The 15,217-nt window shown below is 67.0% G+C and carries 13 protein-coding genes; 9 read left to right on the top strand and 4 right to left on the bottom strand.

Annotated features, from left to right (window positions below):
- Positions 1-88: 88 nt before the first annotated feature.
- The 3 genes from ACYYG1_RS09860 to ACYYG1_RS09870 form a co-directional block, all read right to left on the bottom strand.
- Positions 89-556: a MarR family winged helix-turn-helix transcriptional regulator gene (locus ACYYG1_RS09860; RefSeq protein WP_461210138.1), complete on the bottom strand. Its 468-nt coding sequence runs from the start codon at positions 554-556 to the stop codon at positions 89-91.
- Positions 557-634: 78 nt separating this feature from the next.
- Positions 635-3,766 (bottom strand): efflux RND transporter permease subunit, encoded by a 3,132-nt coding sequence (locus ACYYG1_RS09865; RefSeq protein WP_461210139.1) that lies wholly within the window; start codon positions 3,764-3,766, stop codon positions 635-637.
- The gene (locus tag ACYYG1_RS09870) at positions 3,766-4,947 is read right to left on the bottom strand and encodes an efflux RND transporter periplasmic adaptor subunit (protein WP_461210140.1); all 1,182 of its coding nucleotides are present in this window, start codon (positions 4,945-4,947) and stop codon (positions 3,766-3,768) included. The genes ACYYG1_RS09865 and ACYYG1_RS09870 overlap by 1 nt, the downstream gene beginning before the upstream one ends.
- Positions 4,948-5,130: 183 nt before the next feature.
- On the opposite strand from ACYYG1_RS09870, the gene ACYYG1_RS09875 reads away from it, so the two are divergent.
- From ACYYG1_RS09875 to abc-f, 8 genes are all read left to right on the top strand, one after another.
- Entirely contained in the window at positions 5,131-5,763 is a 633-nt protein-coding gene (locus ACYYG1_RS09875) for an HAD family hydrolase (RefSeq protein WP_461210141.1), read from the top strand.
- A gap of 18 nt (positions 5,764-5,781) precedes the next feature.
- Positions 5,782-6,423 carry a phosphatidylserine decarboxylase family protein gene (locus ACYYG1_RS09880; protein WP_461210142.1) on the top strand — a complete coding sequence of 214 codons (642 nt, stop codon included), beginning with the start codon at positions 5,782-5,784 and terminating at the stop codon, positions 6,421-6,423.
- Positions 6,424-6,442: 19 nt separating this feature from the next.
- Positions 6,443-7,204 carry a CDP-diacylglycerol--serine O-phosphatidyltransferase gene (gene pssA / locus ACYYG1_RS09885; RefSeq protein ID WP_461210143.1) on the top strand — a complete coding sequence of 254 codons (762 nt, stop codon included), beginning with the start codon at positions 6,443-6,445 and terminating at the stop codon, positions 7,202-7,204.
- A gap of 160 nt (positions 7,205-7,364) precedes the next feature.
- Positions 7,365-8,888, top strand: coding sequence for a 2-isopropylmalate synthase (locus tag ACYYG1_RS09890; RefSeq protein WP_461210144.1), 1,524 nt, complete (start codon positions 7,365-7,367; stop codon positions 8,886-8,888).
- Positions 8,885-10,144 carry a 3-isopropylmalate dehydratase large subunit gene (gene leuC / locus ACYYG1_RS09895; RefSeq protein ID WP_461210145.1) on the top strand — a complete coding sequence of 420 codons (1,260 nt, stop codon included), beginning with the start codon at positions 8,885-8,887 and terminating at the stop codon, positions 10,142-10,144. The genes ACYYG1_RS09890 and leuC overlap by 4 nt, the downstream gene beginning before the upstream one ends.
- A gap of 28 nt (positions 10,145-10,172) precedes the next feature.
- Positions 10,173-10,673, top strand: coding sequence for a 3-isopropylmalate dehydratase small subunit (locus ACYYG1_RS09900; RefSeq protein ID WP_461210146.1), 501 nt, complete (start codon positions 10,173-10,175; stop codon positions 10,671-10,673).
- Between the two features lie 25 nt (positions 10,674-10,698).
- Positions 10,699-11,775: a 3-isopropylmalate dehydrogenase gene (gene leuB, locus ACYYG1_RS09905; RefSeq protein WP_461210147.1), complete on the top strand. Its 1,077-nt coding sequence runs from the start codon at positions 10,699-10,701 to the stop codon at positions 11,773-11,775.
- A 79-nt stretch (positions 11,776-11,854) separates the two neighbouring features.
- Entirely contained in the window at positions 11,855-13,825 is a 1,971-nt protein-coding gene (gene abc-f, locus ACYYG1_RS09910) for a ribosomal protection-like ABC-F family protein (RefSeq protein ID WP_461210148.1), read from the top strand.
- Between the two features lie 42 nt (positions 13,826-13,867).
- Here abc-f and ACYYG1_RS09915 read toward each other — a convergent pair whose 3' ends face one another.
- Positions 13,868-14,641 (bottom strand): substrate-binding periplasmic protein, encoded by a 774-nt coding sequence (locus ACYYG1_RS09915; protein WP_461210149.1) that lies wholly within the window; start codon positions 14,639-14,641, stop codon positions 13,868-13,870.
- A 122-nt stretch (positions 14,642-14,763) separates the two neighbouring features.
- Here ACYYG1_RS09915 and ACYYG1_RS09920 point away from each other — a divergent pair, with 122 nt between their 5' ends.
- Complete coding sequence (locus tag ACYYG1_RS09920) at positions 14,764-15,216, top strand: (deoxy)nucleoside triphosphate pyrophosphohydrolase (protein ID WP_461210150.1); 453 nt, start codon at positions 14,764-14,766, stop codon at positions 15,214-15,216.
- Position 15,217: the final 1 nt, after the last annotated feature.

The following is a 15,217-nucleotide window of genomic DNA, read 5'->3' on the forward strand; positions in this document are numbered from 1 at the left end:
AAAATTCAAGACCGAAGCGTACTCCCCGTACGCGAGGGTTTGAATTTTTCGCAGCAACGAAGCAGATTGCTGTTTTTGGGCGGTCTGCTCAGACTTCGGCCTCGGGCGTCCAGTCGCGCAGGCGCGAGCGTAGGCCGTTGAGGAACCGCGTACAGAGCCGGAGTTCGGCTTCGGGGATGCCGCCGAAGATTTCCTGGCTGAAGTTGCGCATGGTTTCCTCGAAGGTGGTCATGAAGCTCAGGGCCTTGTCCTGGATCTCCACCAGGTTGACGCGCCGGTCCTCCGGGGAGACCCGGCGGCGGACCCAGCCGTCCTTTTCCATCCCGTCCAGCATGCGCACCAGGGTGGCGCCTTCCACGCCCATGCGCGCGGCCAGCTCCTTCTGGGGCAGGCCCTGGCCCTCGTTGTGCAGGATGGCCAGGGCCAGCCAGCGCGAACGGCTCATGCCGTAGGGTTTGAAGGCTTGGTCGATGCTCCCGCGCAGTTCCTTGGCCGTGTTCTGGATGGCCTCGGCCAGATCCTTGCACTGTGGATTGATTTTATCGCATGTATCCATGGAACGTATCCTTGTTGCCGATTATGAAAAGGCGGCGTCCCCGGGCCCGCGCGGGGCCGGGGGACGCCGCCGAGCGGTCTAGTCTTTTTCTTCTTCGTTCTTGGCCGGGCGGCGGATGCGCTCGGTGATCAGGATGATGCCCTTGTAGAAGGCGGGTATGAAGAAGGTGGCGATGAAGGTCGCCGCCAGCATGCCGCCGATGATGCCCGTGCCGATGGAGTGCCGGCTGGCCGCGCCCGCGCCGCTGGAAATGGCCAGGGGCAGGCAGCCGAGCATGAAGGCCAACGACGTCATCACGATGGGCCTAAAGCGCAGGTGGGCCGCTTCGGCGGCCGCCTCGTGCACGGTCAGGCCCTGGGCGTGCTTCTGCACCGCGAACTCCACGATGAGGATGGCGTTCTTGGCGGACAGGCCGATCAGGGTCACCAGGGCGATCTGGAAGTACACGTCGTTGGACAGGCCGCGCAGCCAGTTGGCTCCGATGGCTCCGAACAGGGCGAAGGGCACCACCATGATGACCGCCAGGGGCAGGCTCCATTTCTCATACTGGGCCGCCAGGATCAGGAAGACCATCAACAGGCCCAGGATGAACACCGATGTGGACGATCCGCCCGTGGCGCGCTCCTGGTAGGCCGATCCGGTCCAGGACAGGGTGTAGCCGGCGGGAAGGACCTCCTTGGCCGTCTCCTCCATGGCCTGCAGGGCCTGGCCCGAGCTGTAGCCCGGGGCGGCCGCGCCCATGATGCGCGACGCCGGGAACACGTTGTAGCGCTCCATGACGTCGGGGGAGACGGTGCGCTCCACGGAAACCAGGGCCGTCAAGGGCAGCATCCGGCCCGTGCTGGAGCGCACGTAGACCTGGCTCAGGTCGTCGGGGCTGTCGCGGTAGTCGCCCTCGGCCTGGATGCGCACCTGGTAGGTGCGGCCCCATTTGTTGAAGTCGTTGACGTAGAGGGTGCCGAAGGTGGCCTGCATGGTGGAGAACACCTGGTCCACGGGCACGTCCAGGGCCTTGGCCCGCTCACGGTCCAGGGTCACCTTAAGGGTCGGCGAGTTGACCATGAAGGTGGAGTTCAGCCTGCCCAGCTCGGGCCGCTTGGAGGCCGCGGCGATGAGCTTGGAGGTCATGGCCGCCATGTCCTGGGACGTGCCGCCGGTGCGGTCCTGCAGGTAGCCGGTGAAGCCGCCCGTGGAGTCCATGCCGTTGATGGGCGGCAGGTTGAAGGACAGGACCACGCCCTCGGGGAGCTGCGCGCCCAGGCCCATGATCTTCCTGACCACGCCCTCGGCGTCCTGGCCCGGGCCCTTGCGCTCGTCCCAGGGCTTCAGCTTGATGAACATGGTGCCGTAGTTGGTCTGGGCCGAGAAGGACAACAGGTTCAGGCCCTCGATGGCGATGTCCGTGTCCACCTCGGGCAGGGAGCGGATCATCTTGTCCAGCTTGGTGAGCACCGCTTCCGTGCGCGACAGGGACGCGCCCGGGGGCAGGATCACCAGGCCCACCACGTAGCCCTTGTCCTCGGAGGGCACCATGCTGGTGGGCACGGTCTGGAAGATCTTCCAGGCCGTTCCGCACAAGACGGCGAACAGCAGCAGCGCCACCAGCCCGCGCCTGAGCAGGAAGCGGACCCCCGCGCTGTAGCGGTGGGTCACGGCCTCGAAGAAGCGGTTGAACCAGCGAAGCGGGGCCACGGGCTGGCGGTGGCCGGGCTTCAGGAGAATGGCGCACAGGGCCGGTGTCAGGGTCAAGGCCACCAGGCCCGAGATGACCACGGACACGGCGATGGTCACGGCGAACTGCTTGTACATCTCACCGGCCAGGCCGCCCATGAAGGCCACGGGCACGAACACCGAGCAGAGCACCAGCACGATGGCGATGATGGCGCCGGAGACCTCTTCCATGGCCTTGATGGTGGCCTGCTTGGGCGGCAGGCCCTCGGTGTCCATGACGCGTTCCACGTTCTCGATGACGACGATGGCGTCGTCCACCACGATGCCGATGGCCAGCACCAGGCCGAAGAGCGTCAGCGTGTTGATGGTGAAGCCCAGGGCGTACATGCCCGCGAAGGTGCCGATGATGGACACGGGCACCGCCACCAGGGGGATGACCGTGGGCCGCCAGTTCTGCAGGAACAGGAAGATGATCAGCGAGACCAGGATGAAGGCCTCGACGAGGGTTTCGCGGACTTCCTCCACGGAGATGCGCACGAAGTCGGTGACGTCGTAGGTCGTGCCCCAGTTGATGCCGTCGGGGAAGGTCTTGGAGAGCTCGGCCATGGTGGCCTTGACCTGGTCGGCGGTGGCCAGGGCGTTGGCGCCCGGGGCCAGGTAGATGCCGATGCCCACGCTGGGGGCTCCGGCGTGGGTCACTTCCTCGTTGTAGTCCTCGGCGCCCAGCTCGATGCGGGCCACGTCCTTGAGGCGCAGGTAGGAGCCGTCCGCATTGGCGCGCAGGATGATGTTCCCGAACTCCTCGGGGGCCAGCATGCGGCCCCGGGTGACCACGGAATAGGTCAACTCCACGGGGTTCGTCAGGGGCGCGCGCCCGATGGCGCCGGCCGCGAACTGGGCGTTCTGCTCCCTGAGGGCCGCGGCCAGGTCGGCCGGGGTCATGCCCAGCTGGGCCAGCTTGTCGGGCTTGATCCAGATGCGCATGGAGTAGTCGTGGGAGCCGAAGACCATGGCGTCGCCCACGCCGGGCAGGCGCTTCAGGGCGTCCACCACGTTCACCATGGCGTAGTTGGCGATGTAGATGGTGTCGTAGCGGCCGTCGGTGTTCTCCATGTTCAGCACCTGGAGCATAGACGACGAGCGCTTGCGCACGGTGACGCCCTGGGCCTGGACCTCGGCGGGGAGGGAGGACAGGGCGGCCTGCACGCGGTTGTTGACGTTGATGGTGTTCTGGTCCGGGTCCGAGCCCACGGCGAAGGTCACGCTGATCTGCAGGGAGCCGTCGCTGCCGCTGGTGGACTGCATGTAGAGCATCTTGTCCACGCCGTTGATCTGCTGCTCGATGGGAGCGGCCACGGTCTGGGCGATGGTCTCGGCGCTGGCCCCGGGATAGGCCGCGCTGACGCTCACCTGGGGCGGAACGATCTCCGGGAACTCCGCTATGGGCAGCGATTGCATGGCCAGGACGCCCGCCAGCATGATCAGCAGCGAGACGACCGTGGCGAAGATGGGCCTGTTGATGAAAAAGCGGGGGATCATTACTTGGCGCCCCCGGCGGTTTGGGCTGCGGGCTTGGCCTCGGCGGTCACGGGATTGACCTTGCCGCCGGGCGTGACCTTGATGGTGCCGTCCACCACGATGCGCTCCCCGGGCTTCAGACCGTCGAGGACCTCGAATTCGTCGCCCACGGAAATGCCCAGCTTCACGGGCCTGGGCGAGGCGGTGTTCTCGGCGTCCAGGGTGTAGACGATGTCGGCCCTGGCCGAGAAGAGCACCGCGCGCTGGGGCACCAGCAGGGCGCCCGCGAGGGTCCGGCCGCCCACGATGGCGCGCACGAAGCCGCCGGGCATGATCAGGCCGTCGGGGTTGGGAACCTCGGCGCGAACGCGCACGGCGCCCGTCTGCGGGTCTTCCTGCTTGGCCATGTAGTTGATGTGCCCCGCTTGTTCGTAGAGGCTGCCGTCGGCGAGCTCGAGGCGCACGGTGAGTCCGCCCTCGTCTTCCGTCACGCGGCCTTCCTTGACCATGCGGCGCATCTTGAGCACCTCGGTGCCGGGTATGGAGAAGTTCACGTACACCGGGTCCAGGCAGGTGATGGTGGTCAACAGGCTGGTCTCGGTGCCCACGGTCACGAGGCTGCCCTCGGAGCGGGTCTCCTTGCTGGTGATGCCGGAAATGGGGGCCGTGACCTCGGTGTAGCCGAGGTTGATGTTGGCCTGGCGCAGGGAACCCTCGGCGGCTTTCACGGCGGCCTTGGCCGCCTCGTAGGCGGACACGGCGTCGTCGCGCTCCTGGGTGCTGACCACGCCCTCGGTGTGCAGCTTGACCTTGCGCTCCTTGTCCAGGCGGGCCAGTTCGAGCTGGGCCTTGAGCTGCTCCAGGTCGCCCTGGGCCTTGACCAGGTTGGCGTCGTAGGTTTCCGGGGCGATGCGGAAGAGCACGTCGCCCTCGCGCACGTAGGAGCCTTCCTCATAGGTGCGCTTGAGGAGGATGCCGCCGACCTGGGCGCGGACCTCGACCTCGCGGGAGCCGTCGACCTGGGCCGGGTATTCGTAAGCCAAAGGCAGGTCCCGGGGCTCGATGGTCTGAGCCGTGACCGTGGCCGGGGGACGCCCGGCGCTGGTTTGGCCGTTGACTTCCGAGTCCGAGCAGCCGGCGGCCAGGACGGCCGCGGCCATGATCAGGAAAAAGGTGGCGAGGGTTCGCAGGTTCTTGGGCACTGTTTGAAACTCCATGTTTGAAACAAATGTGGCAGGCTATTGATTAGCAGCCTACGGAAGGGGGGTCTATAAATCCCCGCCATGGCCCTGTCAATAGAAAAAAACAATGTTTGAAATTTAGTTTTAGGACCAGCCGCCCAATCGCTCCTGGACTGTGCGGCCGGGGCGGGCTACAGTGCGGACATGGAAGAAAACATCAAGGATTCCGGTCTGCGCCGGGTGGACGCCGTGATCTTCGATTTCGGCGGAGTCCTGGCGGAAGAAGGGTTCGTGGCCGGGTTCGAGGCCATCGCCAGGGACCGGGGGCTGGACACCGAGGCCGTCACCGAGGCGGCTTTCGCCATCATCCGCGAGGACGGCTACGCCGAGGGCCGCACGGACGAGGCCGCGTTCTGGGCGGCCATGCGTTCGGCCGCGGGCATCACGGGCACGGACGCGGAGCTGCGCGCCGAGCTCCTGGACCGCTTCAAGCCCAGGCCCTGGATGTTCGATCTCGTGGACAAGCTTTCCGCCGCCGGGTACAAGGTGGCGATTTTGAGCGACCAGACCAACTGGCTGGAGGAGCTGGACGCCCGGTTTGGGGTCTTCGCCCGCTTCGACCTGGTCTGGAACAGCTGGCGCACGGGCCGGACCAAGAAGGACCCGGCCGTGTTCACGGACATGGCCCGGGACCTGGGGCTGGCCCCCGGGCGCTGCCTGTTCGTGGACGACCACGCCGGGCACGTGCGCCGGGCCCTGGACCGGGGCATGCGCGCCATCCACTATGTGGGCCGCGAGGCGTTCCTCGGCGAACTCAACGACTACTGCCCGCTGTAGCGGGGGGAGACACTCGACATGAAAAGTCCGTCCTGCGGCTTCTCCAAGGAGGGCGTGCCGTTCACCGCCCTGAGCGCTCTGCTGACCCTGATGCTGGCCATCCTGGGCTGCGCCATGGGCTCGGCCCTGATGTTCGTGGTCACGGCCCTGGTGGCGCACTTCTTCCGCGATCCCGAGCGCGTGACCCCGGCGGAGCCCGGCCTGGCCGTGAGCCCGGCCGACGGCAAGGTCTGCAAGATCGGCACGGCCAAGGATCCCGTCAGCGGGGAGGAGCGTAAGGTGGTCTGCGTGTTCATGAACGTGTTCAACGTGCACGTGAACCGCTGCCCCGTGGCCGGAGAGGTCCAGGAAATCAAGTACTTCCCGGGCAAGTTCCTGAACGCCTCCCTGGACAAGGCCAGTGAGGACAACGAGCGCCTGGCCCTGTCCGTGCGCACCCCCGAGGGCGAGGAGCTGACCGTGGTCCAGATCGCCGGGCTCATCGCCAGGCGCATCGTGTGCTGGGCCGAGCAGGGCGACGAACTGGCGCGCGGCCAGCGTTTCGGGCTCATCAAGTTCGGCTCCAGACTTGACCTTTACCTGCCCGATGCTTATGAGGTAGACGTCAAAATTGGCGACAAGGTCTTCGCGGGGCAGACGGTCCTCGCCCGGAGACCATAAGCGGAGCGCACGACGAACAATGTCTGATTCCAAGTCCAGGCCTTTGCACAAGGGGGTGTACATCCTCCCCAACCTGCTGACCACGGCGAGCCTGCTGTCCGGTTTTCTGGGCATCATGTGGGCCGTGGAGGGCCGCTTTGAATCCTGCGCCCTGGCCATCCTGGTCAGCGCGCTGTTCGACGGGCTGGACGGCAAGGTCGCCCGCCTCACGCACACCTCCAGCGACTTCGGGGTGCAGTACGACTCCCTGGCGGACCTGGTGGCCTTCGGCGTGACCCCGGCGGTGATGGTCTATCTCTGGAAACTCTCGGAGTACGGCCGCCTCGGGCTCATGGCCTCGTTCCTCATCGTGGTCTGCGGGGCCCTCAGGCTGGCGCGCTTCAACGTGGCCGCGCCCACCGCGTCCAAGAAGCATTTCGTGGGCCTGCCCATTCCGGCCCAGGCCTGCATCATGGCCTCGCTGGTGCTGTTCGCGCCGTTCATTCCCGACGCCCTCATCGCCCATGAGCCCAAGTTCCTGCTGGGCCTGGCGTACCTCTGCTCCTTCCTGATGGTCAGCCGGGTGCGTTACGCCTCCTTCAAGGAATACGGCTTCGTCAAGGCCCATCCCTTCTCCAGCATGGTTACGGTGATCCTGCTCTTCGTCATGGTCGCCTCCCAGCCCAGGGTCCTCGGATTCCTGATTCTCTTGGGCTACATGCTCTCCGGGCCCATTTACACCTACTACCTACTCCTACGCGGCCACCACGCGCTACGAGGCGCTTCGCAGAAGCTCTCGTAACCTCCCCACACCACACCAGGGTGGGGCAGGACCGGCCCCGACCCTTTGGTAAGCCCGGCAGCGCGTGTTCACAACGTGGCCGGGCCGTTTCGTATTCTATTATCCGCTTTGCAACCAACCCGACTCCGCGCGAGGCGCGGAGCGAGACAAGGAGAACGCCATGAAGGATCGCGTGTACATTTTCGACACCACCCTGCGTGACGGCGAGCAGTCCCCGGGCTGCACCATGAACCTGAGAGAGAAGGTGCGCCTGGCGCGCCAGTTGGACACTTTGGGCGTGGATATCATCGAGGCCGGGTTCCCTGCGGCCAGCGAGGGCGACTTCCAGGCCGTGCGGGCCATTGCCGAGGCCGTGGAGAACGCCCAGGTGGCGGGCCTCTGCCGGGCCATGCCCGCGGACATCGACCGCGCCTGGAACGCGGTGAAGGACGCCAAGCACCCGCGCATCCATACCTTCATCGCCACCAGCCCCCTGCACATGAAGCACAAGCTGCAGAAGGCCCCCGAGGCCGTCCTGGCCATGGCCGAGGCCGCCGTGCGCCACGCCGTGTCCCTGTGCCCCAACGTGGAGTTCTCCGCCGAGGACGCCTCGCGTTCCGAGCGCGAATTCCTGGCCCGGGTCTGCGAGCGGGTCATCGACTGCGGGGCCACCACCGTGAACATCCCGGACACCGTGGGCTACGCCCAGCCCGGCGAGTTCGCGGACCTCATCTCCTACCTCCTGGCCAACGTGCCTAACGCGGGCAAGGCCGTGTTCTCCGTGCATTGCCACAACGACCTGGGCCTGGGCGTGGCCAACACCATGGCCGCCCTGCGCGCAGGCGCGCGCCAGGCCGAGGTGACCCTGTCGGGCATCGGCGAGCGCGCGGGCAACGCCGCCCTGGAGGAGATTGTCATGAACATCCGCACCCGCCCCAACTATTATCCCTTCGAGACGGGCGTGAACACGGAGCTGCTGTACCCGGCCAACCGGCTGTTGTCGCACATCATCGGCCGACCCATCCCGCCCAACAAGGCGGTCACCGGGGACAACGCCTTCGCCCACGAGTCGGGCATCCACCAGGACGGCGTGCTCAAGAACCGCCAGACCTACGAGATCATGACCCCCGAGAGCGTGGGCCGCAAAGGCTCGGATCTGGTGCTGGGCAAGCATTCCGGCCGCCACGCCATCGGCGACAAGGTGGCGGACATGGGCTACCGCCTCTCGGACAAGGACCTGGATATGGTTGCGGCCGCAGTGAAGAAGCTGGCGGACATCAAGAAAAACATATATGACGAGGACATCGACGCCATTGTCCTGGAAGAGGTTTTCCGAATTCCGGACAAATACCGCCTGAAGCATCTGCATATCCAGTCCGGCAACATGGACATCCCGCCCACCGCCGCCGTGGTCATGGAGGTGGACGGCGAGGAGCGCAAGCAGACGACCTTCGGAGTGGGGCCCATCGACGCCCTGTTCAACGCCATATTGGAGATAATGGGCGAGCGGCCCGTCCTGGAGCAGTTCCTGGTCAACGCCATCACCGGCGGCACCGACGCCCAGGGCGAGGTCACGGTGAAGGTCCGCGACGGAGCCTGCACGGCCGTGGGCCGGGGCTCGGACTCGGACATCATCGTGGCCAGCGCCAAGGCCTTTTTGAACGCCATGAACCGGTTGGAGAAAAAGAGAGAGGAAGAAGCATGAACCACACCCTGGCCCAGAAAATCCTGCAACGACACTGCGACACCGAGGTGGGCGACGCCGGAAGCATCGTCAACTGCCGTCTTTCCCTGGTTCTTGCCAACGATATTACCGGCCCCCTGGCCATCAGGGGGCTCAACGCCATGGGCGTGGACAAGGTCTTCAACCGCGACAAGGTGGCCCTGGTCTGCGACCACTTCGTGCCCAACAAGGACATCGATTCCGCGGAACAGGTCAAGGTGGTGCGCGACTTCGCCGAAGAGCAGAACATCACCCACTACTACGAGGGTGGCAACGTGGGCGTGGAGCACGCGCTGCTGCCCGAGAAGGGCATCGTGGGCCCCGGCGACATCGTCATCGGCGCGGACAGCCATACCTGCACCTACGGCGGCATCGGGGCATTCGCCACGGGCATGGGCTCCACGGACATCGCCGGAGGCATGGCCCTGGGCGAGACCTGGTTCAAGGTGCCGCCCACGGTGCGCGTGGAGATCGAGGGCTCGCCCCGCGAGTACGTGGGCGCCAAGGACTACATGCTGCGCCTCATCGGCGAGATCGGCGTGGCCGGGGCCCTGTACAAGGCCCTGGAGTTCGGCGGCTCGGCCGTGGTGGACCTCTCCGTGGAGGGCCGCATGACCATGGCCAACATGGCCATCGAGGCGGGCGGCAAGTGCGGCCTGTTCGCGGCGGACGCCAAGACCCTGGAGTACGCGAAAAAGGCCGGGCGCACGGGCGACGAGGCCATCGCCGCTGACCCCGGCGCGGCCTACGACCGCGTGGTGAGGATGGACATCTCCGGCATGGAGCCGCAGATCGCCTGTCCGCATCTGCCCGAGAACGTGCGCCCCGTGTCCGAGGTGAACGACGTGGTGGTGCACCAGGCCGTCATCGGCTCCTGCACCAACGGCCGCATCGAGGACATGCGCGCCGCCGCCGAGGTGCTCAAGGGCCGCAAGGCCTCCACCAAGGTGCGCCTGATCATCCTGCCCGCCACCCCGGGCATCTGGAGGCAGTGCCTGGATGAGGGGCTGATGGCGATCTTCATGGACGCCGGGGCCGTGGTCGGCCCGCCCACCTGCGGGCCCTGCCTGGGCGGGCACATGGGCATTCTGGCGGGCGGCGAGCGCGCCATCTCCACCACCAACCGCAACTTCAAGGGCCGCATGGGCAGCCTGCAGTCCGAGGTCTACCTGGCCAGCCCGGCCGTGGCCGCGGCCAGCGCCGTCACCGGCGTGATCACCGACCCGGCGGCCCTCTAGAAGCCCCACGCATACAGGAGACATCGACATGAAATACAACGGAAAGGCCCACCGCGTGGGCGAGAACATCGATACCGACGCCATCATCCCGGCCCGGTTCCTGGTGACCTTCGACGAGGTCGAACTGGGCGCCAACTGCATGGAAGGCCTGGAAGAGGGCTGGGTCAAGCGCGTGAGCCAGGGCGACATCATGGTCGCGGGCCCCAACTTCGGCTGCGGCTCGTCCCGCGAGCACGCGCCCATCGCCATCAAGGGCGCGGGCATGCCCGTGGTCGTGGCCCACAGCTTCGCGCGCATCTTCTATCGCAACGGCTTCAACATGGGGCTCATCCTCCTGGAAGTGGGCGACGACTACGCGAAGTTCGGCGACGGCGACCAGATCGAGGTGGACACGGACAGCGGGCTGATCCGCAACCTGACCACCGGCGAGGAAGCGACCTGCCACCCCGTGCCCGAGTTCATGCAGGGCATCCTGGATAAGGGCGGCCTGGTAGGATACGTAAAAAGCCGCCTGGCCCAGGCGAATTGACGGAAAAGACCAAAAGGATACGACAATGAATCTGACAGTGTGCTTCCTGCCCGGCGACGGGATAGGCCCCGAGATAATGACCCAGGCCAAGGCCGTGCTGGAAACGGTCTGCGAGAAATTCGGCCACACCCTGGACGCGACCCAGGGCCTCATCGGCGGCTGCGCCATCGACGCCTTCGGCGAGCCCCTGCCCAAGGAGACCGTGGACCTCTGCAAGGCCGCCGGCGCCGTGCTGCTGGGCGCGGTGGGCGGCCCCAAGTGGGACGCCATCGACCCGGCCATCCGGCCCGAGCGGGGGCTCTTGGCCATCCGCAAGGAGATGGGCCTGTTCGCCAACCTGCGCCCGGCCAAGCTCTTCCCGCAGCTGGAGAAGGCCTGCTTCCTGCGCCCGGACATCGTGGAGCGCGGCCTGGACGTGATGGTGGTGCGCGAGCTCACGGGCGGCATCTACTTCGGCGAGCCCCGGGGCACCGAGGAGCGCGGCGGGGAGAAGGTCTCCTATAACACCATGGTCTACGCGGAGCATGAGGTGGAGCGCATCGCGCGCGTGGCCTTCGAGGCCGCGCGCAAGCGCTCGGGCCGCGTGTGCAGCGTGGACAAGGCCAACGTCCTGGATGTCTCGCGCCTCTGGCGCGAGGTGGTCATCCGCGTGCACGACGCCGAGTATCCGGACGTGGAGCTCTCGCACATGTACGTGGACAACGCGGCCATGCAGCTGGTGCGCGCGCCCCACCAGTTCGACGTCATGGTCACGGGCAACCTGTTCGGCGACATCCTCTCGGACGAGGCGGGCTGCATCACCGGTTCCATCGGCATGCTGCCCTCGGCCAGCCTGGGCGCGGACGGCCCGGGCCTGTACGAGCCCATCCACGGCTCGGCCCCGGACATCGCGGGCCAGGACAAGGCCAACCCCCTGGCCACCATCCTCTCCGTGGCCATGATGCTGCGCCACAGCTTCGATCTGGCCGCCGAGGCCGACGCCATCGAGGCGGCCGTGGCTCGGGTCCTGGACGAGGGCTGGCGCACGGGCGACATCATGGAGCCCGGCGGCAAGCCCGTGGGCTGCGTCAGGATGGGGGAGTTGGTCAAGGCCGCCCTGTAAGCCCCACTTGACTTCGGCACAAAATCGGGTACCCGAAAGACCGCGCGGTTTTTCGGGTACCTTTTTTTCAGGAACGGCCATGTCACGCATCTCCATCCAGTCCCTGTCCAAGTCCTTCGGCGGGCGCGACCTGTTCGAGTCCTTCTCCCTGGAGGTCACGGCGGGCATGCGCCTGGCGGTCATCGGCCCCAACGGCTGCGGCAAGTCCACGCTCTTGCGCATCCTCGCCGGCGAGGAGGACCCGGACTCCGGGCAGGTGCTGATCCCCAAGGATACGCTGTTGGGCTATTCGCGCCAGGAGCTGGCCCAGACCGACCTGTCCACCCCGTCCCTGGCCTGGGTCATGGAGGCCCTGCCGTCCTGGAGCGAGTTCTGGGAGCGCTGGGAGGCGGCCACGGCCGCAAAGGACCAGGCCTCCCTGACCAAGCTCTCCCAGGAGCAGGCGCACCTGGAGCACGTCTTCGGCTACAACCCCGAGCACAAGGCCAAGGCCGTGCTCACGGGCCTGGGCTTCGAGGAGGAGCAGCTCTCCCAGCCGTTGAAGGAGCTGTCCGGCGGCTGGCGCGAGCGGGCCAAGCTGGCGCGCATCCTGGTGGAGGGGGCCGGGGCGCTGATGCTCGACGAGCCCACCAACCACTTGGATCTGGAAGCCGTGGAGTGGCTTGAGGAATACCTGATGTCCTTCGAGGGGCCGCTGGTGTTCGTGGCCCACGACCGCGTGCTCCTGGACCGTGTGTCCACCCACGTCCTGTACCTGGGCGGGGTGCGCCCGGTGGTGCGCAAGGGCAGCTTCACGGATTTCTGGGCCTGGATGGCCGAGGCCGAGGACCAGCGCCGTCGCGAGGAGCAGCGCGTCCAGGACGACATCGCCAAGAAGATGGATTTCGTGCGCCGGTTCCAGTTCAAGGCCACCAAGGCCCGCCAGGCCAACAGCATGAAGAAGCAGGTGGCCAAGCTGGAAAAGGAGCTGGAGGGCGTGCGCCCCGAGGCCAAGTCCAAGGATCTGGCCTTCAAGTGGCCCGAGCCCGCGCGCGGCAACCGCACCGTGCTCTCGGCCGTGGACGTGGCCTACGCCTACCCCGGGGGCAAGAGCCTCTGGGACCCCCTGTCCTTCAACATCTACGCCGGGCAGAAGGTGGCCCTGGCCGGGCCCAACGGCTGCGGCAAGACCACGCTGCTCAAAGCCCTGGTGGGCGATCTGCCCCTGTCCGGCGGGGCCGTGGAGCTGGGCTCCAAGATGTCCGTGGGCTATTTCAGCCAGCACCAGGCGGACATGCTGGACCTGGACAAGCAGGTGCTCGCGGAGATCCGCCGCCTGTCCGACCCGCGCACCACCGAGGAGGAGCTCCGCAGCGTCCTGGGCCTGTTCCTGCTGCCCGAGAGCTTCTGGGAACGCAAGGTGCGCGAGCTGTCCGGCGGCGAGAAGAACCGCCTTGTCCTGGCCACCCTGTTCCTCAAGCGCGCCAACTTCCTGATCCTGGACGAGCCCACCAACCACCTGGACCTGGAGAGCCGCGACGCCCTGATCACGGCCCTGCGCGACTACGAGGGCACCATCCTCATGGTGGCCCACGACAGGCACCTGATGAGCAACGTGGCCCGCGAGGTCTGGTGGCTGAAGCCCGAGGGCGTCACCGTCTTCGAGGACGGGTTCGAGGGCTACGACCGCGCGCGGCGCGCCTTCCTGGACCAGGGCGCGGGCGGGGGCGCCCAGGCCGACGCCGTGCGCCGCGTGTCCCGCGCCGAGGCCAAGGAGGCCAAGCGCCGCCAGGCCGAGGCCCGCAACGCCCTGTACAAGCAGATCAAGCCCGTGCAGGCCAAGTACGACAAGCTGGAGGCCGAACTGGAGACGCTGCTCACGGAGCAGTCCTCCGTGGAGGCCGAGCTGGCCGACCCCGACGTCTACGCCGACGTGCCGCGCTCCACCAAGCTCATGACGCGCTTCGGCGAACTGAACGAGGCCGCCGAGAAGCATATGGAAAAGATGGCGGCCCTGGAAAAGGAACTCGCCGCCCTCACGGCCAAGCGCGAGGCCCTGGGCGCGGACTAGCGCCCGCGGCCCGGAATCCCTTCTTCTTCCGGTAATGGCCCGTTAGCGGTAGCGGGCCTCGATGGCGTCCATGCGTCCGTCGGCGCGCATGCGGGCGATTTCCCGGTCCAGGTCTTCGATGAATCCTCCCCAGGTCCGGTGCCAGCTGAACACGAAGCGGTAGTCCGCGCTGTCCACGGCGGTCTTGGAGAGGCTGAACTGCTCCGGCGCGAGGTCCGGGTCCCGGCTGATGATCCAGCGGGCCACGTGGTCGTTGATCACGGCGGCGTCGCAACGCCCGGCCTGGAGCATCTGGAACAGCTTGCGGGTGGAGGGCGCATCCACGCGCGCCGCCGCGCCCGAGTCGAACAGGGCCTCCAGGGTGGGGTAGTGGAAGCCGTGCACGGTGCCCAGGGACTTGCCCCGCAGGTCCGCCACGTCCCGGAAGGGGAACTCCTCCCCGGCGCGGAACAGGAGCACGTCCGTGGACCGCATCACCGTGGAGGACCACAGGAAACGCCCGGGGTCCGCCACCCATTCCTTGGCCTTGGTGTAGACGTTGATGGTGCCCTCGTTCAGGCCGATCATGGCCCGCACTTCCGGCAGGGGGCGAAGCTCCGCGGGCTGGCCCAGGGCCCCGCACGCCTCGCGGAAGATGTCCGGCAGGATTCCCGGCCGCCTGTCGGGCGCGTCGGGGATGTGGTAGGGCGGCCAGCCCGTGGCCGGGCAGCCCAGGACCAGGGGCGCATCCATCCCTTTCCCCGGCTCGGCGGCCGAGGGCTGTTGGCCCTGGAGCAGGAACGCCAGGGCCAGGAGGAGGGTGCAGACGGCCTTCATGCCGAACGTTTTTGGACCATGTCCCAGGGGGCTGTCAACCTCCCGTTGCGCGTCGCCCCCAGTATGAGCTTGATTTCAGGGGGCTTCGCGCATAACGTAACCGGTCGTTGACGAACCGGAAGATGGACAGGCGATTTGCGGGGGAATTGGTGCGGGCTGACAAGCGGGAAACCCCCGAGATAGATGTTGTGGCCGCCGTGATCTGGCGCGGGAACAGGTTCCTGGCCGTGCGGCGGCCCGAGGGCAAGCCCCAGGCCGGATTCTGGGAATTCCCCGGCGGCAAGGTGGAGCCCGGCGAAACCCGCGAACAGGCCCTGGCCCGCGAGCTGCACGAGGAGCTCGGGCTGCTGCCCACCACCTGGACCTTTTGGTGCGAGAAGCGCCATGACTACGGGCACATCCGGGTGCGGTTGTTTTTCTTCCACGTGCACCAGTTCGCGGGGCGCGAGACCGCCCGCGAGGGGCACGGACTGGCCTGGATCAACGCCCGCGAGGCGCGGGAATACCCGTTCCTCGAGGCTGATACGGAAATAGTGGCCGCCCTGGCGGACGGGGCGGGCCCAGAAGGAGAGTAGA

Source organism: Desulfocurvus sp. DL1XJH-121 (assembly GCF_054819825.1).

Bases quoted from the DNA above. Each gene is read 5' to 3' on its own strand.
- pssA (WP_461210143.1), top strand. From the start codon at position 6,443: ATGTCTGATTCCAAGTCCAGGCCTTTGCACAAGGGGGTGTACATCCTC.
- ACYYG1_RS09900 (WP_461210146.1), top strand. From the start codon at position 10,173: ATGAAATACAACGGAAAGGCCCACCGCGTGGGCGAGAACATCGATACC.
- ACYYG1_RS09875 (WP_461210141.1), top strand. From the start codon at position 5,131: ATGGAAGAAAACATCAAGGATTCCGGTCTGCGCCGGGTGGACGCCGTG.
- leuC (WP_461210145.1), top strand. From the start codon at position 8,885: ATGAACCACACCCTGGCCCAGAAAATCCTGCAACGACACTGCGACACC.
- ACYYG1_RS09915 (WP_461210149.1), bottom strand. From the start codon at position 14,641: ATGAAGGCCGTCTGCACCCTCCTCCTGGCCCTGGCGTTCCTGCTCCAG.
- abc-f (WP_461210148.1), top strand. From the start codon at position 11,855: ATGTCACGCATCTCCATCCAGTCCCTGTCCAAGTCCTTCGGCGGGCGC.
- ACYYG1_RS09865 (WP_461210139.1), bottom strand. From the start codon at position 3,766: ATGATCCCCCGCTTTTTCATCAACAGGCCCATCTTCGCCACGGTCGTC.
- ACYYG1_RS09860 (WP_461210138.1), bottom strand. From the start codon at position 556: ATGGATACATGCGATAAAATCAATCCACAGTGCAAGGATCTGGCCGAG.
- ACYYG1_RS09880 (WP_461210142.1), top strand. From the start codon at position 5,782: ATGAAAAGTCCGTCCTGCGGCTTCTCCAAGGAGGGCGTGCCGTTCACC.
- leuB (WP_461210147.1), top strand. From the start codon at position 10,699: ATGAATCTGACAGTGTGCTTCCTGCCCGGCGACGGGATAGGCCCCGAG.
- ACYYG1_RS09890 (WP_461210144.1), top strand. From the start codon at position 7,365: ATGAAGGATCGCGTGTACATTTTCGACACCACCCTGCGTGACGGCGAG.
- ACYYG1_RS09920 (WP_461210150.1), top strand. From the start codon at position 14,764: ATGGACAGGCGATTTGCGGGGGAATTGGTGCGGGCTGACAAGCGGGAA.